21 protein-coding genes, 1 tRNA gene and 2 pseudogenes are annotated in these 25,165 nt (G+C 67.1%); 15 read left to right on the top strand and 9 right to left on the bottom strand.

Annotated features, from left to right (window positions below):
- Positions 1-10: 10 nt before the first annotated feature.
- A complete protein-coding gene (gene eno / locus NC4_RS06660; RefSeq protein WP_067533790.1) occupies positions 11-1,297 on the bottom strand; it encodes a phosphopyruvate hydratase in 1,287 nt (428 codons plus the stop codon).
- Positions 1,298-1,430: 133 nt separating this feature from the next.
- Positions 1,431-2,192 carry a lytic transglycosylase domain-containing protein gene (locus NC4_RS06655; RefSeq protein ID WP_084528603.1) on the bottom strand — a complete coding sequence of 254 codons (762 nt, stop codon included), beginning with the start codon at positions 2,190-2,192 and terminating at the stop codon, positions 1,431-1,433.
- 219 nt (positions 2,193-2,411) lie between these two features.
- Here NC4_RS06655 and NC4_RS06650 point away from each other — a divergent pair, with 219 nt between their 5' ends.
- The 7 genes and pseudogenes from NC4_RS06650 (at position 2,412) to NC4_RS06620 (ending at position 10,168) form a co-directional block, all read left to right on the top strand.
- Complete coding sequence (locus tag NC4_RS06650; protein WP_067533787.1) at positions 2,412-3,491, top strand: TauD/TfdA family dioxygenase; 1,080 nt, start codon at positions 2,412-2,414, stop codon at positions 3,489-3,491.
- A 23-nt stretch (positions 3,492-3,514) separates the two neighbouring features.
- A complete protein-coding gene (locus NC4_RS06645) occupies positions 3,515-4,477 on the top strand; it encodes an ornithine cyclodeaminase (RefSeq protein WP_067533914.1) in 963 nt (320 codons plus the stop codon).
- Positions 4,478-4,514: 37 nt separating this feature from the next.
- On the top strand, positions 4,515-5,864 hold the full coding sequence (locus tag NC4_RS06640) for a type III PLP-dependent enzyme domain-containing protein (protein WP_067533783.1): 1,350 nt from the start codon (positions 4,515-4,517) through the stop codon (positions 5,862-5,864).
- A 77-nt stretch (positions 5,865-5,941) separates the two neighbouring features.
- On the top strand, positions 5,942-7,042 hold the full coding sequence (locus NC4_RS06635) for a PLP-dependent cysteine synthase family protein (protein ID WP_067533780.1): 1,101 nt from the start codon (positions 5,942-5,944) through the stop codon (positions 7,040-7,042).
- A pseudogene (locus tag NC4_RS06630) lies at positions 7,039-8,435 on the top strand (MATE family efflux transporter). Before NC4_RS06635 ends, NC4_RS06630 begins: the two are co-directional and overlap by 4 nt.
- A 144-nt stretch (positions 8,436-8,579) precedes the next feature.
- Positions 8,580-9,653 (top strand): phosphodiesterase, encoded by a 1,074-nt coding sequence (locus NC4_RS06625; RefSeq protein WP_157554328.1) that lies wholly within the window; start codon positions 8,580-8,582, stop codon positions 9,651-9,653.
- Positions 9,654-9,718: 65 nt separating this feature from the next.
- Positions 9,719-10,168 carry a flavodoxin domain-containing protein gene (locus NC4_RS06620; protein ID WP_067533777.1) on the top strand — a complete coding sequence of 150 codons (450 nt, stop codon included), beginning with the start codon at positions 9,719-9,721 and terminating at the stop codon, positions 10,166-10,168.
- Between the two features lie 14 nt (positions 10,169-10,182).
- On the opposite strand, the gene NC4_RS06615 is transcribed toward NC4_RS06620, so the two are convergent.
- Positions 10,183-11,610 carry a stealth family protein gene (locus tag NC4_RS06615; protein ID WP_067533774.1) on the bottom strand — a complete coding sequence of 476 codons (1,428 nt, stop codon included), beginning with the start codon at positions 11,608-11,610 and terminating at the stop codon, positions 10,183-10,185.
- A 347-nt stretch (positions 11,611-11,957) separates the two neighbouring features.
- Between NC4_RS06615 and NC4_RS06610 the strand changes: the two genes are divergently transcribed.
- Entirely contained in the window at positions 11,958-12,443 is a 486-nt protein-coding gene (locus NC4_RS06610; RefSeq protein WP_067533771.1) for a pyridoxamine 5'-phosphate oxidase family protein, read from the top strand.
- Positions 12,444-12,570: 127 nt separating this feature from the next.
- Positions 12,571-13,146, top strand: coding sequence for a TerD family protein (locus NC4_RS06605; protein WP_067533768.1), 576 nt, complete (start codon positions 12,571-12,573; stop codon positions 13,144-13,146).
- 36 nt (positions 13,147-13,182) lie between these two features.
- Here the strand turns inward: NC4_RS06605 and NC4_RS06600 are convergent, their stop codons facing one another.
- The 5 genes and pseudogenes from NC4_RS06600 to NC4_RS06580 form a co-directional block, all read right to left on the bottom strand.
- The gene (locus tag NC4_RS06600) at positions 13,183-13,884 is read right to left on the bottom strand and encodes a sensor domain-containing protein (protein WP_169814732.1); all 702 of its coding nucleotides are present in this window, start codon (positions 13,882-13,884) and stop codon (positions 13,183-13,185) included.
- Positions 13,885-13,948: 64 nt separating this feature from the next.
- Positions 13,949-14,647 carry a nucleoside triphosphate pyrophosphohydrolase gene (locus tag NC4_RS06595; protein ID WP_067533762.1) on the bottom strand — a complete coding sequence of 233 codons (699 nt, stop codon included), beginning with the start codon at positions 14,645-14,647 and terminating at the stop codon, positions 13,949-13,951.
- Positions 14,644-18,261 (bottom strand): transcription-repair coupling factor, encoded by a 3,618-nt coding sequence (mfd, locus tag NC4_RS06590; protein ID WP_067533759.1) that lies wholly within the window; start codon positions 18,259-18,261, stop codon positions 14,644-14,646. The genes NC4_RS06595 and mfd overlap by 4 nt, the downstream gene beginning before the upstream one ends.
- A gap of 96 nt (positions 18,262-18,357) precedes the next feature.
- Positions 18,358-19,005: pseudogene (locus tag NC4_RS06585) on the bottom strand (TetR family transcriptional regulator).
- A 216-nt stretch (positions 19,006-19,221) separates the two neighbouring features.
- Complete coding sequence (locus NC4_RS06580; RefSeq protein ID WP_084528597.1) at positions 19,222-19,836, bottom strand: TetR/AcrR family transcriptional regulator; 615 nt, start codon at positions 19,834-19,836, stop codon at positions 19,222-19,224.
- A gap of 304 nt (positions 19,837-20,140) precedes the next feature.
- Between NC4_RS06580 and NC4_RS06575 the strand changes: the two genes are divergently transcribed.
- The 6 genes from NC4_RS06575 (at position 20,141) to NC4_RS06550 (ending at position 24,733) form a co-directional block, all read left to right on the top strand.
- Positions 20,141-20,211, top strand: a tRNA-Gln gene (locus tag NC4_RS06575).
- Between the two features lie 108 nt (positions 20,212-20,319).
- Positions 20,320-21,801: a bifunctional UDP-N-acetylglucosamine diphosphorylase/glucosamine-1-phosphate N-acetyltransferase GlmU gene (glmU, locus tag NC4_RS06570; RefSeq protein ID WP_067533753.1), complete on the top strand. Its 1,482-nt coding sequence runs from the start codon at positions 20,320-20,322 to the stop codon at positions 21,799-21,801.
- Entirely contained in the window at positions 21,798-22,778 is a 981-nt protein-coding gene (locus NC4_RS06565) for a ribose-phosphate diphosphokinase (protein ID WP_067533750.1), read from the top strand. The genes glmU and NC4_RS06565 overlap by 4 nt, the downstream gene beginning before the upstream one ends.
- Before the next feature lie 150 nt (positions 22,779-22,928).
- Positions 22,929-23,252: a hypothetical protein gene (locus tag NC4_RS06560; protein WP_245721521.1), complete on the top strand. Its 324-nt coding sequence runs from the start codon at positions 22,929-22,931 to the stop codon at positions 23,250-23,252.
- A gap of 16 nt (positions 23,253-23,268) precedes the next feature.
- Complete coding sequence (locus NC4_RS41315; RefSeq protein WP_067533747.1) at positions 23,269-24,090, top strand: DUF4190 domain-containing protein; 822 nt, start codon at positions 23,269-23,271, stop codon at positions 24,088-24,090.
- A gap of 4 nt (positions 24,091-24,094) precedes the next feature.
- Positions 24,095-24,733, top strand: coding sequence for a DUF2461 domain-containing protein (locus tag NC4_RS06550; protein WP_067533744.1), 639 nt, complete (start codon positions 24,095-24,097; stop codon positions 24,731-24,733).
- 2 nt (positions 24,734-24,735) lie between these two features.
- Here NC4_RS06550 and NC4_RS06545 read toward each other — a convergent pair whose 3' ends face one another.
- A complete protein-coding gene (locus NC4_RS06545; protein ID WP_067533741.1) occupies positions 24,736-25,128 on the bottom strand; it encodes a hypothetical protein in 393 nt (130 codons plus the stop codon).
- Between the last annotated feature and the right edge of the window lie 37 nt (positions 25,129-25,165).

Here is a 25,165-nt window from a genome sequence, read left to right as displayed (position 1 = left end):
CTCCGGTTGATCAGCCTTCGAACGCGAACCGCGGGAAGGCCACATCGCCCGCGTAGCGCGCCGAGTCACCGAGGGCGTCCTCGATGCGCAGCAGCTGGTTGTACTTGGCCACGCGCTCCGAGCGAGCCGGGGCGCCGGTCTTGATCTGACCCGAGCCGACGGCCACGGCCAGATCGGCGATGGTGGTGTCCTCGGTCTCGCCGGACCGGTGGCTCATCATGGTCTTGTAGCCATTGCGGTGGGCCAGGTCCACGGCGTCCAGGGTCTCGGCCAGGGTGCCGATCTGGTTGACCTTCACCAGCAACGCATTGGCGGCACCCTTGGCGATGCCCTCTTCCAGGCGCTCCGGGTTGGTGACGAACAGGTCGTCGCCGACCAGCTGCACCTTGTCGCCGATCTCGTCGGTCAGCGCGACCCAGCCATCCCAGTCGTCCTCGGACAGCGGATCCTCGATGGACACGATCGGGTAGGACGTGAGCAGCTCGGCGTAGAAGGCGTTCATCTCGGCGGCGCTGCGCACCACGCCCTCGAACTTGTAACCCGAACCGGCGGTGTAGAACTCGGTGGCGGCCACGTCCAGGGCCAGGGCCACATCGGTGCCCAGCTTGTAACCGGCCTTGTCGATGGCGGTGGCGATCAGGTCCAGCGCGGCGCGGGTGCCCGCGACGTCCGGCGCGAAACCGCCCTCATCGCCCAGACCGGTGGACAGGCCCTGGGCCTTCAGCACGGACTTGAGCGTGTGGTAGATCTCCGCACCCCAGCGCAGCGACTCCTTGAAGGTCGGGGCGCCGATCGGGGCGATCATGAATTCCTGCACGTCCACACCGGTGTCGGCATGCGCGCCACCATTGAGGATGTTCATCATGGGGACCGGCAGGACGTGGGCATTGGGGCCGCCGACGTAGCGGAACAGCTCCAGGCCCGAGGACTCGGCGGCGGCGCGGGCCACGGCGAGCGAAACACCCAGCAGGGCATTGGCGCCCAGGCGGGACTTGTCCGGGGTGCCGTCCAGGTCCAGCAGGGTCTGGTCGACGGTGCGCTGCTCGACGGCGTCGAGACCGATCACGGCCGGGGCGATCTCGTCGAGGACGCCCTCGACGGCCTTGCGCACACCCTTGCCCTGGTAGCGATCGCCACCGTCACGCAGCTCCACGGCCTCGTGCTCACCGGTGGACGCGCCGGAGGGCACGGCCGCGCGGGTGAGGGTGCCGTCGTCGAGAGCGATCTCAACCTCGACGGTGGGGTTGCCACGAGAATCCAGAATCTCGCGAGCTCCAACCTGTTCGATGATGGCCACGAAACGACACTCCTTCGGCTGCTGACTCGGCAGGTCGCACGGGTTACTCCGTGCGCCCCGAGCCTAACGTGTTGGCGCAGGTTGGTGGCAACGCCCCTGCGGCGCGCCCGAGGCGGTCGGACAAGATATATCTTCAGGCCTTCCGGCCGACGCTGTAGGCGGCGGCGCGGTCGCGGACCTTGTTCATGTAGGCGTTGGACTGGTTGTAGGTGAGCAGGGCCTGCTGCCAGCCGGGGGCTGCGGTGAGGTCGCCGCCCATGGCGCAGAGGTAGCGGGCGGCGGTGAGGGCGGCGTCGTCGATATTGTCCGGATCCGCCGTGCCGTCGCCATTGGCGTCCACGCCCCAGCGTTGCCAGGTTTCCGGAATGAATTGCAGTGGGCCGACGGCGCGGTCGTAGACATCGTCGCCGTCGAGTCTGCCGCCGTCGGAGTCCTTGATGGTCGCCACGCCCGGCGAACCGTCCAGCGCGATACCGCGAATGGGCGGCGACACCTTGCCGTCGTCGCCGACGTCCGCGCCGCGGTGGGTGCCGTGTTTGCTCTCCACGCTCGCGATGGCGGCAATGGTGGTCCAGCCGATACCGCAATCCGGCCGCGACTGCGCCATGACCGCGGCGGCGTAGGCGTACGCCTCGAACGACACGACCGGAATACCCAATGGGTCGGCCTGTTCCTCGGCCCAGGCGCGCAATTGCAATGCGGTGCGGCCCGGCGCGTTGAGATCGATGACCGGTATGGGCGCACCCGGTCCGGGCGGAATGCCCTCCGGAATGGGGGTGAGATTCGCTGAACCGCAACCGGTTAGCAGCATCACAGCGGCCGCCGTGCCCAGGAGGCCGGCGCGGGAGAGAGCGGCGCCGACGCCGGCCTTCAAGGAACGCACACTGTTCATCATCCAGATGGATCGGCCCTCCTACCAGGAACGTGAACGGCGCTGCGCACAACTCGCGCCGGGTATCCGGAGTCGGATACCCTCCCCGCTAGTCTTTGATGCGCATCAGCTATTTTTCCGACACGCCCTTAGGTAAGCCTTACCAAATCTCCACGTGCCGGATAGCTTCCTTGACCGAACGAGAAAACCCATGTCACCTCCCGGGCCAGGAAGGCAATTCCCTTGGTTAAAAGCGTTCTCTCCGAACGTAAGACGCTTCACCCCTCGGAACTCGAACGACGCGAACTCTCGGCAAACTCCGGACAGGCCGTCCGCGCCCTCGCGGCTGAGATCGCCGTCACAGTCGGAACCACCGCGGCGACCGCCGCCACCCTCGCCGATTCGGTCCTGCTGCACCACATCGACTCCCGCTACCGCGAATTACCCGAAGACGTGCATCACGCCATGCGCGCACCGGCCACCACAGGCGGGGTCACGGTCATCTCCCGGTTACCCATCAGCGACGCCGAACTCGGTCGTACACCGCGGGATTGGCGCGAGGCCGCGGCGTGGGCCGGTGAACCGCTGCGCGATTCGTCCTCCTTCGAACTCGATATCGCCATGCTGCTGCTGGCGCGCTGCGCCGGTGAACCCTTCGGCTGGCAGGGCCAGCAGGCGGGGCGGCTGGTGAACAACATCCTGCCCACCCCCGGGCACGAGCACGAACAGTCCGGCGCGAGCAGCACCACCCTGCTCTGCCCGCACACCGAGGACGCCTTCCATCCGCGCCGCGCCAATCTGCTCATGCTGGGCTGCCTACGCAATCCGGACAATGTCGGCACCACCGTCTCCTCGGTGCGCAATGTGGAACTGGCTGCGGCACAGCGAGATCGGCTGTCGAACCGGGAGCTGCCCATTCTGCCCGACGTGTCCTACGGCAGCGATTTCCCGGATGCGGTCGCACCCCCGATCGCCACCCTCGGCAGCGACGCGGGACAGCTCACCCTGCGCTACGACCCGGCGTACACCCCGCTCACCGACGCCGACCCCGAATTCCGGGCCGCCTACGACCATTTGAGCGCCGAACTCGCAAGGGTGTGCATCACCGCCGCTTTGACCCCGGGAGAGTTGCTGCTGGTGGACAATGATGTTGTGGTACACGGACGGGTGCCGTTCACCCCCCGTTACGACGGCACCGACAGGTGGCTCAAGCGGGTGAACATCCTTCTGCCCCAGCGCCGCCGCGACCCATCCGAGGCCGCCGAGAACGGATACGGCCAATCGGTGGTGGCGCCGTTCCGACTGCTAGGAAACCGTACGTGAATACCCGACCCACCCCGCTGCGCGTGCTCAGCCGCAGCGATCTCGCCGATGTGCCGATCAGTCCCGCGGAGGTGGTGCGCGCCGTCGAGGACGCGTATCTCGCCTTCGCGGGCGGGGATTCGGACAATCCGCGCAAACTCAGCGTCGCCCATCCCGACGGCTGGTCGGTGGCCTACGCCATGCTGGGCCGCGACGGCCGCCGCCGCGTGGTGGCCATGAAGACCAGCTACAAATTCGATCCGCATCACGATCGCAGCACCAAGCGGTACTACACCACCATCACGCTCTACGACGACGCCACCGGTATGCCGATCGCCATGATGGACTGCGCCCGCGTCGGCGCCCTGCGCACCCCGGCGGTCTCCGCCCTGCTGGTGCGCGAGACGGCGCGGCCCGGCGCGCGCAGCGTGCTGCTGATCGGCACCGGCGAACAGGGCCGCAATGCGCTACCGCATCTGCTGGCCGCCAATCCGCAGCTGAACCGGCTCATGCTCTACGGCACCCATCCCGAGGGCCTGGAAGCGGTGTATCGGCAACTGCTGCACCACAATCCGCATGCCGAACTGGAGATCGTGAGCGATCCGGTCACCGCCGCCCGCACCGCCGACGTCATTCTGGCCACCGCCGGACCCGGCACCCGCGTGGCCATCGAGGCCAAGGATGTGGCCCCCGGGGCGACGGTCGTGCTGGTCGGCTACGGCCTGGCCCCCTCCACCTTGCACGAAGCCGATCGCGTGATCGCCACCAGCGCCGAGCAAATGGCGCTCACCGGCACCGATATGGCGGGCCCCGACGGCCGGTTGCGCCGGGTGGACGCCGAGCTGCCCCAGATCCTGAGCCGCCGCGCGGTCGGCCGGACCGCCGACGACGAACGCATCTTCGTCTACAACTCGGGCCTGGTGCTCACCGATATCGCCGTGGCGCACGCGCTCGCCGGGCGCGCGATCGACGAGGGCCGCGGAACGGAGGTTCCCCTGTGGGACTGACGCCGGGAAGTGAGGGGAGAGAGTTCTGCCCGAATTCATGAAGACCCTGACCGTGCCGCCGGGCCTATCCGACATCACGGCCTCGCCGATGCCCGCGCACCGCGACGAGTGGGAACGGCGACTGCTGGCGGATCCGAAATTGTTGCGGGAGATCGCCGATGGCATCGGCGGCACCTTCCACCTGCTCTATCCGGCCCGGGTCTGCGCCAATATCGAGGCCTTTCAGCGGGTGTTCGCGCGCAAAGGCGTGGTGGGGGCGATCTACTACGGCAAGAAGGCCAACAAGTCCTCCGCCGTCGTCCGCACATGCGCGGAAACCGGTGCGGGCGTGGATGTCTCCAGTGTCGGCGAATTCACCGCCGCGCTGGCCGGTGGCGTGCGCGGGGAAGACCTCATGGTGACCGGGCCCGCCAAATCCGATGAGCTGCTGCGCCTGTCGGCCCAGCAGCGCGCCCTGATCGCCATCGACGATCTCGACGAACTCGCGCGCCTGACCGCGACCGGCATTCCGTCGCGGGCGGTGCTGCGCGTGCTGCCGCCGGGCTCGACCAGCCGGTTCGGTATGACCGGCGATGAGCTCGATCTGGCGCTCACCCTCGTCGACGCGGAGACGATCCGCCTGGAGGGCTTCAGCTTCCACCTCACCGGCTACGAGATCGCCGACCGCGCCGAGCTGGCCCTGCGGCTGATCGCCCGCTGCCGGGAGGCGCGCGGCCTCGGCCATCCGGTGTCCACCATCTCCATCGGCGGCGGCTTCGGCGTGGACTATGTGCCCGCCGCGGCCTGGCACGCCTTTCTCGACGGCGTCGACGAACGCTGGTTCCACGGCGATCGCGCCCCCGAACCGGATTCCTATTACCCCTACCATTGCCCGGTGCCCGGACCGGCCATGCTGGCCGCCATTCTGGACCACGGCGACCTCGGAAATCAGCTGCGCTCGAACGGAATCCGAATGGCCATCGAACCCGGCCGCGCGCTGCTGGATCGCGCGGGCTGCACCGTTTTCCGGGTGCAGGGCGTGAAAGTCCGTTCCGCGCACGGTTATCCGTATGTGATCCTCACCGCGAACGGCACCAGTCTCAGCCTGTCCGAACAATGGTTCGACAGTGAATACCTGCCCGATCCGGTGCTCTGGCCGGAGTATCCCGGTTCGCTCACCCCGACCTGTGTCGGCGGTTCCTCCTGTCTGGAAGCCGACATGCTGAGCTGGCGGCGCATTCCGCTCCCCCGGCTCGCCACGACGGACGATTTACTCATTTATCCCAATACCGCGGGCTACCAGCAGGACAGCAACGAATCGTCGTTTCACGAGTTGCCGATTCCACCCAAGGTGGTGTTGCGCAATGCACCCGGTGCACGACTATTCGAATGGAAGCTAGTGGACTAAGGTTGCCCTCAGCTCCGCTTCCAGGTTGTTGAACTGCCCGTTTACGCACAACACCTACGTCACGAGGAGATACGTTCATGCCGGTTGTCACCACGCGCGTGACAGACCTGATCGGCCGGACCCCGCTGTTCGAGCTGGCTGCCACCGCCACCGGCACCCGGCTGTTTCTCAAGCTCGAGAACATGAATCCGACCGGGGCCGCGAAAATCCGAATGGCGCGCGCCATGGTCGACGACGCGGAAGAACGCGGGCTGCTGACACCGGGCGGGCACATCATCGAATCCACGTCCGGAAATACCGGCCAGGGTCTGGCGGTTATCGCGGCCGAACGCGGGTATCGCTTCACCGCGGTAGTCGACAATCACGCCTGTAAGGACAAACTCCGTTCGATGAAAGCCATGGGCGCGGAACTGGTGTTCGTCGCCGACGACGGCGACGACAGCCTTTCCACCTCGGCGCGCGAGGAGAACGCGGCGGCCCTGCGCGAAGGGCGCACGCCCAACACCTACTTCACCGAACAGCACAACAACCTCGCCAACGCACTCGGTTACTACGCCCTCGCCGATGAATTGCTGGCCGATCTGGACGGGCGGGTGGAAGTGCTCATCTCCGCCGTCGGTACCGGCGGCTCGCTGTTCGGCACCGCGCGCAGGCTGCGCGATCTCGGCCACGAACCGCTGCTCTACGGCGTGGAACCGGTGGGCTCCATTGCCTTCGGCGGTCCGGCCGGGCCGTACTGGCAGTCCGGCACCGGGACATCCGAGGGCGCGGATCCGGGCCGCATCGTGGACGAGGACCTGAACCTGCTCAAAGAGGGCGTGAAGGTCTCCGATGTGGACGCCTTCGCCACGGCCCGGGTGATCGCCGCCAAACTCGGCCTCATGATCGGCGGCTCCGCGGGCGGGTCGGTGTACGCGGCGCTCGAGCGCATGCACGAATTCCCGGCGGGCTCCCATGTCGTCAGCATCGTCTGCGACGGCGGCGAGAAGTATCTCGACACCGTCTTCGACGACGACTGGATGAGCGACCGGGATCTGCTGGACGCGGAGACCGAGCAGCGGTTCGCCGAGCTGCTCGACCGCTACACCCCGGCGCACAAGGCCGCCCGCAGGCCCGCGGCCACCCACACGATCCTGGTGCCCGCCGGTGCGCAGCGCAGCGAGGCCGCGGCCAAATGATCACCGCCCCACGGCAAACCGATGGGCGCGCGCTCACCGCGCTGGCGACGCCCATTGCCCTGACCCAGCTCGCCCAGGTGGCGGTGTCCACCACGAATATCGCGCTCATGGGCACGCTCGGCGTGCAACAGGTGGCGGCGGGCGGGCTGGCGCTGGTGCTGTTCAATCAGATTCGCACCATGTGCGTCGGATTGATCACGGGCACCGGCAATCAGGTGGCGACGGTGGTCAGCCGTGGCGAGAAGCGCGGCCGCGCAACCCATGACGAGGTGCGCGAGGTGGTGCGCTCCAGCTTCCTGATCGCGACCCTCGCCGGAATCCTCGGCGGCGCACTGCTCATCGGGCTCGGCTGGTCGCTGCAATGGCTCGGCCAGGATGCCGCGGTGCTGAACGAGGCGCGGCCCATGATGGTGGCGCTCGCGCCGGGCCTGTTGCCCTGCTTGTGGTTCCAGGTGCTGCGCCAGTACACCGTCGGCATGCAGCGGCCGCAGGCGCTGCTCCTGGTGACCATCGGCTCGGTGGCGCTGAATCTCGTACTGGCCCTGGCCTTCATCCATGGCTGGCTCGGCCTGCCCCACCTCGGCCTCACCGGTATCGGCGTCGCCACCTCGCTGGTCTTCCTGATCACCTTCGGGGTGTTCTGGGCCATGGTGCGCCGCGATGCGAAACTCGGTGCCACACTGCCCCTTCGCATGTGGCCGGTGCATATGCGGACGGTGCGCGAGGAACTCAAGCTGGGCACGCCCATCGCGCTCACCTACGGCTCCGAGGCGGGCATGTTCTCGGTGCTGGCGCTGGTCATGGGCAGCCTCGGCGCCGCCGCGCTGGCCGCCCACAATGTCGTCTACCAGATCGTCTACATCGTGTTCCAGGTCGCCATCGGCCTCTCGCACGGCGCCTCCATCCTGGTGAGCCGCGATGTCGCCCGCGACGAATACGGGCATGCCCGCTCGGTGGCCTGGCTGGCGCTGCGGTACGCGCTGGCGGTCACCGTGGTCACCGGCGCGGCCTACGCCATCGCCCCGGACCGGGTGCTGCGGCCCTTCCTGGATGTCACCGATCCGGCCACCGTGGCGCTCGCGCACACCCTGCTGCTGATCGCCATCGTGCTGCAGTTCTTCGACGCGGCCCAGAACATCGGCGTCGGTCTGCTGCGCGGCCTCAAGGACACCAAGGCGGGTTTCCGGCTGTCCCTGATCGGCTTTGGGGTATGGGATTGCCCACTGCCCTGCTGCTCGCCTTCCCCCTCGGATTGGGCGCGGCGGGGGTCTGGTGGGGCCTGACAGCGGGTCTGGCCACCACCGCTGTCCTGATGCTGCGCCGCTACTTCACCTTGCTCCACGAGCGTGAGCAGGAACATCCACGGCTGCTGGCCGATAGCCTCCGTCATTAGGCCCGACACGTAAATCTCACCTTCCCGCAAGCATGCCGTCACTGGACGTGGGCACGCTGGAGTTAACAGGCTTGACTATTCTTCCGACGGAATCGGCAAGCAGGCAGTTCAAGGGCGCACCACCACTGGCCGGGGAGGATGTCCGTGTACATCACGAGAGTCGCCGAGTATCCGAAGGCAGATCATGTCCTGTTCCACTTCAGCGATACGCATCTGATCGCCGCCGGGGACCTCTACGGCGACGTCGACGCCGAGGCCCGCCTACGCGAGCTACTCGGGCAGGCCGAAGCCAGCCGGATCACCCCCACCGCCGTCGTCTTCACCGGCGATCTCACCGACAAGGGTGAGCCCGGCCCGTACCGGCGACTACGCGATCTGGTCGAACCGTTCGCGCACCGCATCGGCGCACCGCTGGTCTGGGTCGCGGGCAATCACGACGATCGCGCCGCCCTCCGCGAAAACCTGTTGGGCGAAACGCGTTCGGTGAAACCGTTCGACCGCGTGCACGTGTTCGACGGGCTGCGGATCATCGCCCTCGACACCACCGTGCCGGGTCACCACTACGGCGAGATCAGCACCGCCCAGCTGGCCTGGCTGCGCGATGTGCTCTCCGAGCCCGCGCCGTTCGGCACCAATCTGGCCATGCACCACCCGCCCATACCGTGCGTCCTCGACCTGGCGGTGACGGTGGAACTGCGCGATCAGCGCCGCCTCGCCGACGTCCTGGACGGCACCGATGTGCGCGCCATTCTGGCCGGGCACCTGCACTTCTCGACGAGCGCCACCTTCGCCGGAATTCCGGTGTCGGTCGCCTCGGCCACCTGCTACAGCCAGGATCTGGCCGTCGAGACCGGCGGCCTGCGCGGGCGCGACGGTGCGCAGGCGTTCAACTACGTGCACGTCTATCCGGACACGGTGGTGCATTCGGTGGTGCCGATCGGCGCCGGGCCGACGGTCGGCGAACCGGCCGCCCCGCGGCAGGCGGCGAAGCGGCTGGCCGATGCCGGAATCGTCATACCCCCGCGGCGGGCATTTCTCATGTCCTACGCCGCCGCGCCGCCACCCCCCAGGACAATGGGGAGACGGTTGCGTGAGGCAATCCTGCGACTGCTCCGGAATCCGTTCGGGGCGAGTGGGATTCCCCCAACCGGGCGCGACGCGGCGGCTGAACCCGACACACCACCGGAAGCACCGCCCACACTCGGCCGTGCGGCGTGACACCCCCTCCAACCCAGGCTAGGCTAAGCTAACCAAGAATTTCGGGTTGGAAGATGGGAGTTCGCATGCGCGTGGTCGTGCTGTTCGGAACCGAGATGGGCACCGCCGAACTGGCGGCGGACGCCATTGCCGATGTGCTGATGGGCGCACACGACGTCTCGGTCTACGACATGTCCGACTACGACGTCGACGATCTCGATAGTCGCGACTTCCACGTCCTGGTCTGCTCCACCTACGGTTCCGGCGATCTGCCGACCGGCGCGGAACCGTTCTTCGAACAACTCGACGATCGCCTGCCCGATCTGACCGGGCTGCGCTTCGCGGTCTTCGGGCTGGGCGACACCGTCTACGACGACACCTTCAATCGCGGCGGCGAGATCTGCGCGGAAAAGTTCGCCGCCCTGGGCGCGATACAGGTCGGCGAGCACGCACGGCACGACGCCTCGGTCGACCACCGGCCGCAGCAGCACGCCCGCGAATGGGCCGGGCAGCTCCCCGTACCGACACCCGTCTGACAGCGCGATTCGGCTCAGGCGGCGCCTGATTCGAAAGCGTCGAGGCTGCCCGCCAAGGCATCGGGCTTCTCCCACGGCGCGGGTTCCGGGAAATAGGTCTCCAGGAATTCCGACACCGCCCGCACCCGCTCGGCCTCGGGCACCTCCGGGAAACTGCCGTCATTGAGGCAGAAGAAATCCACATTGCGCCGCTTCGCCAGCCCGTCCAACAGGGCGAGACCGGTGTACATGGTGGTGTCCACATCGCGCATCTTGGCCGCCTCCTGCGGGACCGCGCGGCCGGTGAGCAGGGCGTAGTAGTGGTACAGCGAGTTCGTCACCGAGATATCGGTGGCCGACCGGAACCGGCTGGCCCGGGTGCGCGCGAAATCCTCGGCGAAGGCCGCCTCCATCTCGTGCAGAACGCTGCGGCGCAAGGGAACCGGCGTGTGCTCGAGATGCCGGATGATGACCTGGCCGAAGTGCTGCTGGAGCGGTCCGCGATTCACCCGGGCGGCGTTCTCGAAACCGCTGCGGCGTTCGTTGTTGCAGCCGGGACCGATGCGCGTGCCCGCCTCGATATAGCGGCTGATACCGGCGGGGGTGAAGAACATGGACGGCCGCACCGGGCGGGCGAAGAACATATCGTCATTGGAGTACAGGAAGTGCTCCGAGAGCCCGTCGATGTGCTGCAACTGGCATTCCACCGCATGGGAATTGAAGATCGGCAGCCCGCTCATATCGGAGAAGTGATCGATGGCGCGCACGATGGTCACCTTGGGATCGTCGGCGAGCCAATCGGGTACGCGGGAATCGGTGGCGATGAAGATGCGCCGGATCCACGGCGCGTTCTTGTGCACCGAGCGCAGGGCGTAGCGCAGTTCGTCGATCTGCCGGATGCGGGCATCGGCGTCGTCGCCCTCGCCGACCACCACCTGCGCCAGCATTCCCGCACGGCGCGCCCGGAATTCGGGATCGCTGCCGTCCACCCAGGAGAACACGATGTCGATATCGAATCCGACATCGGTGGGATGCGGGGCGAACATGCCGTCCAGGGTCGGCCAGCTGGCGTCGTACAGCAGCACCGTGGTGGGCTCGACATCGGCGAGGTCGAAGACATTGCGGGTCAAGGCGTTCGGCCGCGGGCACTCCACGGTGTCACCGTGGTGGTCCCACAGTTCCACATCCACGTGATGCGCCGGGTCCAGATCCCGTCCCAGCCGGAACACATTGTGCTGCTTCTCATTGCACGAGAATCCGCAGACGACCGCCGCGCCCAGCACTCGCCGTAGGGCCGCCCGATGCAGACTGTCCACCGCCAGCACCAGGCGATGATTGGCATCCCGCACCAGCAGATACGGCACCTCCGCCGCCGCCAGCTCACCGCGCAGATAGCGCAGATCCTCCATCACCGTTGTCGACACCACCAGATTCGCCACCGCCGAACGCCCCACGAAACCCATTGATCACCTCACTCGTTCACCGGACGCCCTGCCGCGTCATGTGCTGTTGCTGTTGCGTTCGTCGACGCCCCTGGTGGCGGACGGCTTCACCGAGCGGTCATCGGCCGGTTACTCGCATGACCCCGATCAGACGGGGGACTGTAACGAATGATGAGGCCGTTATCGCTTCTCGTCAATCCATTACCCCGCAGGTCCTGCGGTGTTTTCACATCTGTAACCAAGCGAACGACCGGGCCTCGCGAATCGGATGATCAACTTGGACGCCAGCGCGCCACGGCGGCAACGGCATACACTTCATGGCAACACAGTCCAGCCCACTGTGTAGATCCGATCGTGAGGTGACGCGAATGGTAGCCGAAGCGCGGGAACGTCAGGAGCCCTCGACGGCTCAGGCCGACCATCCCGAATTGGACACCCTGCCCGAATGGCCACTGGACACCATCGCCGTTCTGGTGACCACCGATCCAGCGCCCCATGCCATTCCGGTCTCCTGGCCGGTGCGCGCCGGGGACAGACGCATCCTGCTCAGTCTCAAATCCGATCGCGGCTCGCTGGCCCGGCTCCGGGAACGGCCCGATGTGGCGCTGCTGATCCTCGGCGGCGGCGATGTGGCGCTCTGCGCGCGCGGTACGGCGCGGGTGATCGCCGACCCCATGCCGGGGGCCGCGGACTACACCGCGGTCGCCATCGACGTGACGGCCATCGACGATCACCGGCAGTCGGCGTTCGCGGTGGCGGGCGGCATCCGGCGCACGGTGCTCGACCCGAGTGAGCTTCGCTACCTCGAAGAACGGGTCGCGACGCTCAAAGCCATGGCGGCAGGCCGTAACTGAGGTGCATGACCGGTATTTCTAAGGGAACTCCTACCCCCGGTGCGGTTTTGAACGCGCACAATGCGCCTCCGTATCGACCATAATCAGGAAGGGATGCGGTGTACTTGCGCCGCGGGGAAGGAGAATTGTGAGCGTCAGCTTGGCCAAGGGCGGAAATGTTTCGCTGTCCAAACAGGCCCCGAACTTGACCAAGGTCGCGGTCGGCCTGGGGTGGGACGTACGCACGACCACCGGTGCGGACTACGACCTGGATGCCAGTGCCATGGCCTGCGGGTCGAATCAGCGGGTGTTGTCGGATGCGCATTTCATCTTCTACAACAACCTGCGTTCGCCGGAGGGGACCATCGAGCACACCGGTGACAATCTCACCGGCGCGGGCGAGGGCGACGACGAGGTGATCAACGTCGATCTGGCGGGGATGCCGCCGACGATCACCAATATCTTCTTCCCCGTCTCGATTCACGACGCGGACAACCGGCGGCAGTCCTTCGGGCAGATCCGCAATGCCTACATTCGCGTGGTGGACGCGGTCACCGGCGCGGAGCTGGCCCGCTTCGATCTGACCGAGGACGCCTCCACCGAGACCGCCATGGTCTTCGGCGAGCTGTACCGGCACGGGCCGGAATGGAAGTTCCGGGCCATCGGCCAGGGCTACGCGTCCGGCCTGGCGGGCATTGCCCGCGATTACGGGGTCAACGTCTAGAGATGATGCCCGTGGGCTCTGCTCCGCCGGTGCGGATCAGAGCCCACGGATCTTGGTGGCAATGCGGTCGGCGACCACGGCCGAGGTGCGGGAGTCCGCGTAGGCGCAGCTCGAGACCTCGATGACCACATTGCCCTGGGTGCGGATGGTGTCCGAGCAGACCCAGGTGGTGCCGCTGGAGGAGACGGTCCAGTCCACCGAGATGGCCGACGGATCGGAATTGTGCGGGACCTCGGTCACCCGCAGCGTGCTGGGCTGTTCCTTGGGGTCCTTGGGGGTGGTCTTGACGTCGGTGTCCTTGCACTTGGACAGGACCTCGCGGTATTCGCCCACCAGATCCTCGGCGACCACGAAGTTCTTGAAGGTCGTGACGGTCTGATAGATGGCGTGGTCGTATTCCTCCGCGCCCTCCTGCAGCGAGCGCAGGCGGTAGCCGGTCCACTTGTCGCCGTAGGTGTCGGAGTTGCCCGTGTAGAGCATGGGGGCGCAGTGCGACGGCTGATAGGTGTAGTTCGGGGCGGTCGGCACCGTGTTCTCGAACTGGAGTTTCAGCCCGGTCGCCGCCACCACCTTGCCGAGCTCGTCCGGGGTGAGCATGACATCGGCGATCTTGTCCGGCGTGAGCCGCGGCATCTTGGCCACCACCGGATCCGGCATGGCCGACCCGCTCACCACTTTTCCGCAGCCGGTCACCAGGAACAGCAGCGCCACGACCCCGGCAATCCCACGCCCCCGCATTGGTCCTCCTCTGAACGCGAAAACAGCTGAAGCATAGCGGGCTACGGGGAAGGCTCGCCCGGCGTTATACCGGCGGCCAATACTGCCGCCAATCCGTTGCCGAGAGCGGGCGGCGGTCCCCTCGATCGGCTTCGGCGGCATCCTCGGCGGCGCGAATGGCGGCGGCGAAATCCAGGGTCGCCTTGCGCAGCCGTTCCTCGGCGCTGTCCGGGCCGCCCAGTTCGACCAGGCGGAGCTGCGACGGAATCAGGTCCTCCGGCAGTCCGGCCTTGGTGCTGCGGGAGCGGACCTTCTCCGCCAGCGCCAGCGCGGGCTGGGCCATGGCAATGCCGTCCAGGCAGGAGCGGCGGGATTTCTCGGTGGTCTTGCGTTCCTCCCAGGCGCGTTCCTGGGCGGCGATCTTGGCCTCGATATCGGTGTCCGCGCCGAAGGCGGCGTCGAGCAGGTGCGGGCTGCGGTGGGTCAGCTTGACGACCAGCGCGGCCGCCACCTCGACCACGGTGAATTCGCCTGCGGCCTCGGCGATCCGGGAGTGGAACAGCACCTGCAGCAGCAGATCGCCGAGCTCCTCCTTGATGGTCTCGGCATCACCGGCCTGAATGGCGTCGAGCAGTTCGTAGGTCTCCTCGAGCAGGTACGGGCGCAGCGAATCGTGGGTCTGGGTAACCTCCCAGCCGCCGAAATTCCACAACCGGTCCATGACGTCGACCGCCTCGGCGAGAGCCTCGGTGAGCAACGCGGTATCGGCGTCGGGTGCGCTCATCGAGCGGCCGCGGCCTCGGTCGAGACGCGCACGTCCACCGCGCCCGGGGCCTTGCCGTCCAGGGCGAGCAGCAGATCGGCCACGAACTGCAGCACCTGGACATCGCGCACGCGGGCCGCGCCGACGCTGTCCTCCACGCGCGGCAGCGGCAATTGCACGATGCCGGTGGCGGCGCGATAGGTGGCGTTCGGGTAGAGCCGCTTGAGCCGCAACTGTTTCGAGTCCGGCAGTTGCAGCGGCGACACCTTGAGCGTGGTGCCGGTGACGCCGATTTCGACAATGCCGTACTCGCGGGCCAGCAGGCGCAGTTTGGCCACCGAGACCAGGCGGCCGACCTCCACGGGCAGCGGGCCGTACCGGTCGACGAGCTCCTCGACCACGGCGGCCAGGGCCGAATCGTCCTGGGCGGCGGCCAGTTTGCGGTAGCCCTCCAGGCGCAGGCGATCGGAGGCGATGTAGTCGGGCGGGATGTGCGCGTCGACCGGCAGATCGATGCGGACCTCCTTGACCTCCTCGTCCACCGTGATGGGGCGACCGTCGGCGGCGGCGCGGTAGGCCTCCACCGCCTCCCCCACCAGGCGCACATAGAGATCGAAGCCGACGCCCGCCACGTGACCGGACTGCTCCGCGCCGAGCACATTGCCCGCGCCGCGAATCTCCAGGTCCTTCATGGCAACCGCCATGCCCGCGCCCAGATCCGAGTTCTGCGAAATCGTGGCGAGCCGGTCGTAGGCGGTCTCGGTGAGCGGCTTCTCCGGCGGGTACAGGAAGTAGGCGTACCCGCGCTCGCAGCTGCGGCCGACGCGGCCACGCAACTGGTGCAGCTGCGAAAGGCCCAGGGCGTCGGCGCGTTCCACGATCAGGGTATTGGCATTGGAGATGTCCAAACCGGTTTCGATAATGGTGGTGCAGACCAGCACGTCGAATTCCCGCTCCCAGAAGCCCTGCACGGTCTTCTCGAGGGTGTCCTCGTTCATCTGCCCGTGTGCGATGGCGACCCGCGCCTCCGGCACCAGATCGCGAATCCGCTTGGCGGCCTTGTCGATCGAGGACACCCGATTGTGCACGTAGAACACCTGGCCGTCGCGCAGCAGCTCGCGGCGGATGGCGGCGGCGACCTGTTTGTCGTTGTAGGCGCCGACATAGGTGAGGACCGGATGGCGTTCCTCGGGCGGGGTGAGGATGGTCGACATCTCGCGAATGCCCGCCAGGCTCATCTCCAGGGTGCGCGGAATCGGGGTGGCGGACATGGTGAGCACGTCCACATGGGTGCGCAGCGCCTTGATGTGCTCCTTGTGCTCGACGCCGAAGCGCTGCTCCTCGTCGATGACGACCAGGCCCAGATCCTTCCAGCGCACGCCGGTCTGGATGAGCCGGTGGGTGCCGACCACGATATCCACCTCACCGGCGGCCATACCGTCGATGATCTCGCGGGATTCGGCGGGATCGGTGAAGCGGGACAGGCCCTTCACCGCCACCGGGAAACCGGCCATGCGCTCGGTGAAGGTCTGCAGATGCTGTTGCGCCAGCAGGGTTGTGGGCACCAGCACGGCGACCTGTTTACCGTCCTGCACCGCCTTGAAGGCGGCGCGCACCGCGATCTCGGTCTTGCCGTAGCCGACATCACCGCAGACCACGCGGTCCATCGGGACCGCCTTCTCCATATCCGATTTCACCTCGGCAATGGCGGTGAGCTGGTCCATGGTCTCGGTGAACGCGAAGGCGTCCTCCATCTCCTGCTGCCACGGCGTGTCCGGGCCGAAGGCGTGGCCCGGGGCGGCCTGGCGGGCGGCGTAGAGCTGCACCAGTTCGGTGGCAATCTCGCGAACAGCCTTGCGGGCCTTGCGTTTGGTGTTCTGCCAGTCGGAGCCGCCGAGCTTGGACAGGCTCGGCATCTCGCCGCCGACATAGCGGGAGAGCTGGTCGAGGGAGTCCATGGGGACGAAGAGCCGGTCGCCCGGCTGGCCGCGCTTACTGGGCGCGTACTCGATGACGAGGTATTCGCGTCGGGCGCCGCCGACGGTGCGTTCGATCATCTCCACGAAGCGGCCGATGCCGTGCTGATCGTGTACGACCATATCCCCGGCGCTCAGAGCCAGCGGATCGACCTGATTGCGCCGCCGGGCGGCCAGCTTCTTGCCCTCGGCGGAGGCGGTGACGCGGTTGCCGGTGAGATCGGATTCGGCGATCACCACGAGCTTGGCGTCGTCGAAGACCACGCCGTCGTGCAATGAACCGCACAGCACGCCGACGAGGCCGCGCACCGGTTCCGCACCCGGGTCCAGGGTCGCGGCGGGCACCTCGGCATCGGCGAGGCGTTCCAGAATGCGTTGCGCCGTACCGTGTCCGGCGACCACGATGACGGCGCGGCCGCCGGTGGAGACGTGGGCGCGCAGGGACGCGAAGATGGTGGCGACCAGTTCCTCGGAGCCGCGCGCGGACGGGGCCGAGAGGACGGGCCGGGCGATCTCGTTCGGATCGTCGGCGGCCAGCGGGCTCAGGGTCCACCAGGGCAGGCCGCGGCGGTCGGCGTCGGCGTGCACGACATCCAGGCCGCGGTAGGACGAGGCGGCCAGATCCAGTCCGTGCGCGCCGAGCGGGGCGGCGCCGCCGAAGGAGGCTGCGGTCCAGGATGCCTCCAGGAATTCCTGGCCGGTGCGCACGAGGTCGGCGGCGCGGGTGCGGATCTTCTCCGGATCGCACAGCAGCACATGGGTTTCCGCGGGCAGGGCGTCGACGAGCAGTTGTAGCTCGCCGGGCTGGAGGACCGGTAGCAGCGCCTCCATGCCCTCCACCGGGATGCCCTGGGAGATCTTCTCCAGCATCTCGACCAGGGCGGCGTCGGCGGGATTCTCGGCGGCCACCTGCGTGGCGCGCTCGCGAAGTTCGGTGGTCAGCAGCAGTTCCCGGCACGGCTGCGCGACGGCGACCTCGATCGGGACATCGTGGATGGAGCGCTGATCGGCAATGGAGAAGGCGCGCAGCTCGCTGATCTCATCGCCCCAGAACTCCACGCGCACGGGGTGATCCGCCGTGGAGGGGAACAGGTCGAGAATGCCGCCGCGGACGGCGAACTCACCGCGCTTGCCGACCATGTCGACGCGTTCGTAGGCGAATTCCACCAGGCGGGTGAGCAATTCGTCGAAATCGAACTCGGCGCCCACGCGCAGGACGATGGGCTCGATATCGCCGAGGCCGTGCGCCATGGGCTGCATGAGGGAGCGGACGGTGGTGACGACCACGCGCAGCGGCTCGGGGTAGACCGAGTCGCCGGGATGCGCGAGTCGCCGCATGACCTGCAACCGCTTGCCCACGGTGTCCGCGCCCGGGGACAGACGCTCGTGCGGCAGCGTCTCCCAGGACGGGAACAGCGCGACGCTGTCACCGAGAATCTCGGTGAGCTCGACCGTCAGGTCATCGGCCTCGCGGCCGGTGGCGGTCACGACCACGAGCGGCTTCTCTCCGGCAATGGTCGCCGCTACGAACGGCCGCACCGCCGAGGGCGCCACCAGCATCGCCGAACTTCGCCCGATCAGACCCTTGACCTGCTGCAAAGCGGTGTCGGCCCCGGCCACCGCCGCGAGGCCAGCCAGAGGTGGGCGATTGGTCGACATGAGGCAAGACTCCTCGGCGCAGATCAGCGATTCAGGACGGCCATCCGAGTCTATAAGTCGGCTCGGACACCATCCGCCACCACCACCTGCCGGGCTTTACTGCACGTACCGTCGCAAACGGCGAGCCGCGAATTCCCGGAAGTACGCGACCTTCTCATCCAGCACGATCGACGGCAGCAGGAAATACCAGGCCCGCTCCATCCGGGTGGCCATCTGATCGATGGACTCGGTGCTGACGGCGACGATGTGCACGCCGGTTGTCATCTCCTACAGCAGCAGCCCGATCGTCTCCGGATCCAGGTCCGGCTTCAGGTCGCCCTGCGCTATGGCGCGCTCGGCGAGCAAACGGTGGGTCTCGCCCCAGGTCTTGGCAATGTTGTCGCCTTGGGCGCCGCGGTAGTCGCCGATCTGGTGGGTCAGCTTGGGCATGGCGCCGACCATGGGGTCGTTCATGGTCAGATCCGCGACCACGTAGGTGATCCCGATGCAGGCTTCCAGGGCGGGGACGCGCGGGTCGAAGAAGCCCTGGCAGGCTCCTACCAGGCGCTCGTTGCCTTGGTCGACCACGGCCCGGGCTAGTTCTTCCTTGGACCCGAAGTGAAAGTACAAGGCGCCCTTGGTCACATTCGATTGTGCGATGATCTCGGACAGGCTCGCATTCGCATAGCCCAGTCGCAGAAAGACATCGGCCGCGCCCGCGAGCACGGAATCGCGAGTGATCTCCGCACGCGCTTGCCTAGCCATCAGATCCGCCTGTCATCAAACCAGCCATCCTGAAGTAGACCGACATCCCGAAGTTGACCGACATCACAGTTCGAACAGCACTCGAAGGATGGGTGAACCGTACCACCCGGCTGCCGGATGCCAGCCGATTCGAGCATTCGACCCGTCCTCCTTCGCAATTCGCTGGTTAACTGTCCAGTTCCGCCGTGGCGCGGAAAAGTTTCAGACCGTTAGGTCTTATACCCCTTTGCCGCTGGGCCATTCCGAGGCCAGCTTGGGGTCCGCTTCCAAATGGGTGAGGCCGTTCCAGCACAAATTCACCAGGTGCGCGGCCACCACTTCCTTGTAGGGGGACCGCTCGTCCAGCCACCAGGTGGCGGCCGTGGCGACCATGCCTACCAGGGCTTGCGCGTACAGGACCGCAAGACTCGTATCGAAACCCCGCCGTTCGAAATCCCCGGCGAGGATGTGCGCCACCTGATTCACGGCCTCGTTGAGCAGAGACGAGTACGTGCCCTCCGCCGCCGAGACCGGCTGATCGCGCATGAGGATGCGGAAGCCGTCGGTGCGCTCCTCCATATAGGTGAGCAACGCCAGCGCCACCTGCTCCAGGCGCACCCGCGAGCGGTTCTGGGTGAGCGAGGCGCTGATCATCTCGAGCAGTGTGGACATCTCCCGATCCACCACGACGGCGTACAAACCCTCCTTGCCGCCGAAGTGTTCGTACACCACGGGTTTCGACACCTGCGCCCGCTGCGCGATCTCCTCTATGGAAGTGGCGTCGTACCCCCGCTCCGCGAACAGCGCCCGGCCGATCTCGATCAACTGCTGCCTGCGCTGCGTCCCGGTCATACGCGGCCGCGACACCCGGTTCGCTTCACCCGAAGCCATCGCTCCCGCCTCCCATAGGTCCCTGCCATTCGAGACGCCCAATTCCGTACGCCCGTCCTACAACTCTTCCAGACTCTCCCGCCTTCACGCGATTTTTCGCGCCGCGTCGAGCGCGCCAGGGCTTTCGTCGCGTTGCGAAGCCGCCGGTCGCCGCCTCCGGATGCCGGGGAACTTCAAAAATCGCGAAATCGGCGTCCCGTGTGCGAGTATCTAGGGCGCATGCCGTTGATAGAGAGCGGCGAACCGTACGGTCCGCCGGTGTCAATCCGCCGTAGTGTAATGGCAGCACCACTGATTTTGGTTCAGTTAGTCCAGGTTCGAGTCCTGGCGGCGGAGCTCGCGAGCAGGGTCACTATCGTTGGCCCCGCACATCGCTGACCCAGCACCACTGTGGCCCAGCACAATGAAGAACTCAGCACGATGACGCGCAGCCGAGGGAGATCCATGCCACAGCAGACCGCCGTCGTCGTTCTCGCCGGCGGAGCCGGAACCCGAATGCGGTCCAAGACCCCCAAGGTGTTGCACCCACTGGCCGGCCGCAGCATGCTCGCGCACGCGCTGCATGCGGCGAACGAGATCGACCCGACGCACCTCATCACCGTCGTCGGACACGACCGCGAACAAGTAGGGGCCTCCGTCGGGGCGGTGGCCAAGGAACTCGACCGCGAGATCGTGCTCGCCGTCCAGGACGAACAGCGCGGCACCGGGCACGCCGTGCAGTGCGCGCTCACCGCGGTGCCCGCGGACTTCACCGGCGATCTGCTCGTCACCTACGCCGATGTGCCGCTGCTGGACGGGCACACCCTCAATGCCCTGCTCGACGAGCACCGCAGCTACTCCGACGGTTCCGCCGTGACCGTGCTGACCTTCGAACCCGAGGATCCCAACGGCTACGGCCGCATCGTGCGCGATGCCGACGGCCGGGTGCTCGAAATCGTCGAGCACGCCGACGCCACCCCCGCGCAGGCCGCCATCAACGAGGTCAACTCCGGCGTCTACGTCTTCGACGCGGCCGTGCTGCGGGTCATGATCTCGCGCATCGATACCGCCAATGCCCGCCACGAGCTCTACCTCACCGATGTGCTGAAGCTGGCCCGCGAGGCCGGGCATCCGGTGCACGGCGCGCGACTGCTGGACTCGGCCAAGGTGACCGGCGTCAACGACCGGGTACAGCTGGCCGACGCGGGCCGCACGCTCAACCGCTACATCGTGGAGCGGCACATGCGCGCGGGCGTCACCATTGTCGATCCGGCCACCACCTGGATCGACGGCACCGTGGTCATCGGCCGCGACGCCATCATCCGGCCGGGTGTACAGCTGTTGGGCGACACCGTGATCGGCGAGGACGCCGAGATCGGCCCGGATTCCACGCTCACCGACACCATGGTCGGCGCGGGCGCCCGGGTGATCCGCACCCACGGCGAGAAGTCCAGCATCGGCCCCGGCGCGAACGTCGGCCCGTTCACCTATCTGCGCCCCGGCACCTCGGTCGGCGATTCCGGCAAGCTCGGCGCCTTCGTCGAGACCAAGAACGCCGCCATCGGCGCGCACTCCAAGGTCCCGCACCTCACCTATGTCGGTGACGCCACCATCGGCGAGCACAGCAACATCGGCGCTTCCAGCGTCTTCGTCAACTACGACGGGGTGAAAAAGCATCACACCGTCGTCGGTTCGCACGTGCGAACGGGCAGCGACACCATGTTCGTCGCACCGGTCACCGTGGGTGACGGCGCGTATACGGCGGCGGGTACTGTACTGCGCAGAAACGTTCCCCCGGGAGCTCTTGCGGTATCGGGTGGAGCACAGCGCAATATTGAAGGCTGGGTGCAGCGCAATCGCCCCGGCACCGATGCCGCAAAGGCAGCTGAAATGGCCATTACGGCCACTGAGATATCCGACGAGCAAAAGGATGGCGAACGTCAGTGACCGCGTTCTCTACCGAAAACCACAAGAATCTGATGCTGTTCTCGGGACGCGCTCATCCTGAGCTCGCCGAGGCGGTGGCCAAGGAACTCAATGTTCACGTCACCCCGCAGACCGCGCGCGATTTCGCGAACGGCGAGACCTTCGTCCGGTTCGAGGAATCGGTCCGCGGCTCCGACGCCTTCGTGCTGCAGAGCTTCCCGGCCCCGCTGAACCAGTGGGTCATGGAGCACCTCATCATGATCGACGCGCTCAAGCGCGGTTCGGCCAAGCGCATCACCTCGGTGCTGCCCTTCTACCCCTACGCCCGCCAGGACAAGAAGCACCGCGGCCGCGAGCCCATCTCCGCTCGCCTCATCGCCGATCTGCTCAAGACCGCCGGCGTGGACCGCATCATCACCGTCGACCTGCACACCGATCAGATCCAGGGCTTCTTCGACGGCCCGGTCGATCACATGCACGCGCAGGTGCAGCTGGCCGAGCACATTCGCAACAACTACACCCTCGAGAACATCACCGTCGTATCCCCGGACGCGGGCCGCGTGAAGGTCGCCGAGAAGTGGGCCAACAATCTGGGCGACGCGCCGCTGGCGTTCATCCACAAGACCCGGGATCCGCTGGTGCCCAACCAGATCGTGGCCAACCGCGTGGTCGGTGAGGTCGAGGGCCGCACCTGCATCCTGATCGACGACATGATCGACACCGGCGGCACCATCGCGGGTGCGGTCAAGGTGCTCAAGGAGGCGGGCGCGGGTGACGTGGTCATCGCCGCCACGCACGGCATCCTCAGCGCCCCGGCCTCCGAGCGGCTGGCCGCCTGCGGCGCCAAGGAGGTCGTGGTCACCGATACGCTGCCCATCGACGAGGCCAAGAAGTTCCCGACGCTGACCGTGCTGTCCATTGCGCCGCTGCTGGCGCAGACCATCCGCGAGGTGTTCGAGAACGGTTCCGTCACCGGCCTTTTCAACGGCTCCGCGTAGGGACGCCGCACCGCTCGGGGACCGACCCCGAACCCCGCTTCCGGAACGCCCCTTCCCATCTCGGGAAGGGGCGTTTCGCGTGCGGTAGCGTTGAACCCTGTAAACGGTGGTTTGCTCGAGGTGCGCTGAAGCGCGGAGAGGCAGTGCCGTATGGACGACCGGCCCGGCGATGACGACGACCAGCTGATGGATCAGGTCTTCGACGCCGACGACGACCACGTCGAGGATCTCGACTACGACCTCGGCGATGACGATCAAGCCGATGAGATCCGCGAATACGAGCGCTATATCGCCGATCCGCCCGAGGACCTGGTCATCCGGAATCGGGAGAACGACGACACCGGGCGACTGGGGATCGAAGCCGAACTCGATCAGGAATGGACCCGCCGCCGACGGCGTGACGAGTACAAATCCGAGGATGATCGGCCCGCCGAGGTCGCGGCCATGGAGATCGTGGACGAACCCGGCGACTGACACAGAGGAGGGCGTCATGAGCACCCCGCCGAACGAACCGCAGCCCGGATCCGACCCGCTGAAGAAGCAGGCCGACACGCCCGCGACGGGGGAACCCGGGGTCGCGCACGGCCCCTCCGCACCGGATGCGAGCACGCCGCCGCCGAGCGCGGCCGCGCCGCAGTCGCCCGATACCCCGCCGCCGACCGATACGCCGCCGACCGATACGCCGCCGACCGACCGGCCATGGGGTCCGAACGCCCATCACGCGCCGGGGGACTATCCGCCACCGGATCATTACGAACCGCGCGGGCCGGAATCGCAGGCCGGATATCCGCCGCCACCGCCCGCCCCGTATTGGGATCCGAACGCACCGCACGCCACCGGCGGCCAGCCGCACACCGGTTATCCGGCGGATCCGCCGCCCGCGGGGCAGCAGCCTTATGGCCAGCAACAGCCGTACGGGCAGCAACCCTACGGCCATCAACCGTATGAGCAGCAACCGTATGGGCAGCCCTACGGCCAGCAACCCTACGAGCAGCAGCCTTACGGTCAGCAGCCCTATGGTCAGCAGCCCTATGGTCAGTACCAGGCCTATCCGGCGCAGCCCTATGGCGCGCCGCCGCGCACGGGTCCGCAGATCTTCTCCATCATCGGATTCGTGTGCGCGGGAATCGCACTGCTCTTCTGCCCGCCCGGCTTCGGCATCGCCGCCATCGTGCTGGGCATCGTCGGCAACAGCAAGGGCGAACCACTCGGAAAATGGGCCGCCATCGCGGGCGGTGTCTGCCTGGTGCTCGGCGTGATCTTCGCCATCGCGGTCTTGGGTTCCAACGGCTTCAGCCCGAGCGATTATTAGAGCCATGCCCCGTTTCACCGGATTCCCGCTCGCCGGACTCGATTTCTACGAGGATCTCGAAGCCGACAACTCCAAGGCCTTCTGGTCCGGCAACAAGCAGGTCTGGGAGGAGTCGGTGCGCGACCCCATGCAGGCGCTGGTCACGGACCTGGAGGCGGATTTCGGTACGGCCAAGATATTCCGGCCGTATCGCGACGTCCGATTCTCGAAGGACAAGTCGACCTACAAGACTCATCAGGGCGCGGTTGTGCACACCGCCCAGTACACGGGCTGGTACGTGCAGATCGGCGCGGCCGGGCTGTTCGTGGGCGGCGGCATGTACACCGCCTCGCCCGCACAGCTCGCCGCGCTGCGCACCGCCATCGACGACGAGGTGCGCGGGGCGGAGTTGGAAGCCCTGCTCGCGCAATTGGTCTCGGACGGATTCACGATCGGCGGCGACAAGCTGAAGACGAAGCCCAAGGGCTATTCCGCCGATCATCCGCGCATCGATCTGCTGCGCCACCAATCCCTCACCGCCGGACGTGAATTCGGCGCACCCGCCTGGCTGACCAAGCCCGAGGCGGCGGACGAGATCCGCAAGTCCTGGGAGGGCATCCGGCCGCTGGTGGAGTGGCTGGGCGCGGTCACGGCGCAGAAATAGGTTCAGCCGTCCGCGCCGGTGCGGTCGGCGCGGCGGAGGGCGCGCACGCTGAGCAGCACAATGCCGGTCGCGCCGAGGGTGAGCAGGGCGATGATCTGCATGCGGTCGGTGCGATTGCTCTCGCACTGCACCCGGAAATCGGGTTCGCTGCAGCTGAACGGATCGAAACAGATTGGCGGGCCTATCCATTCGTGGCGCGGGTGCAGCACCGTGCCGCAGTCCACATCGCCGACCGGATGCGGCAGCGGCAGGAACAGCAGGGCGGCCGCGCCCGCCAGCAGCAATAGGCCGCCCAGCAGCCACAGGCGGGCACGACGCCAGCCGAGCAACGGCGGCAGGGCGATACAGAATGCGGCGACTCCGAGACAGAGGCCGAAAATCTCCCACGGCTTCACTGTTCTCGATGGTAACCGCGGGCCCCGCCGCCATTGC

Source organism: Nocardia crassostreae, from assembly GCF_001613405.1.
Taxonomy (GTDB): domain Bacteria; phylum Actinomycetota; class Actinomycetes; order Mycobacteriales; family Mycobacteriaceae; genus Nocardia; species Nocardia crassostreae.
The sequence above is the reverse complement of the archived record's forward strand: the minus strand, read 5'-3'. Positions and strand labels throughout refer to the sequence as shown.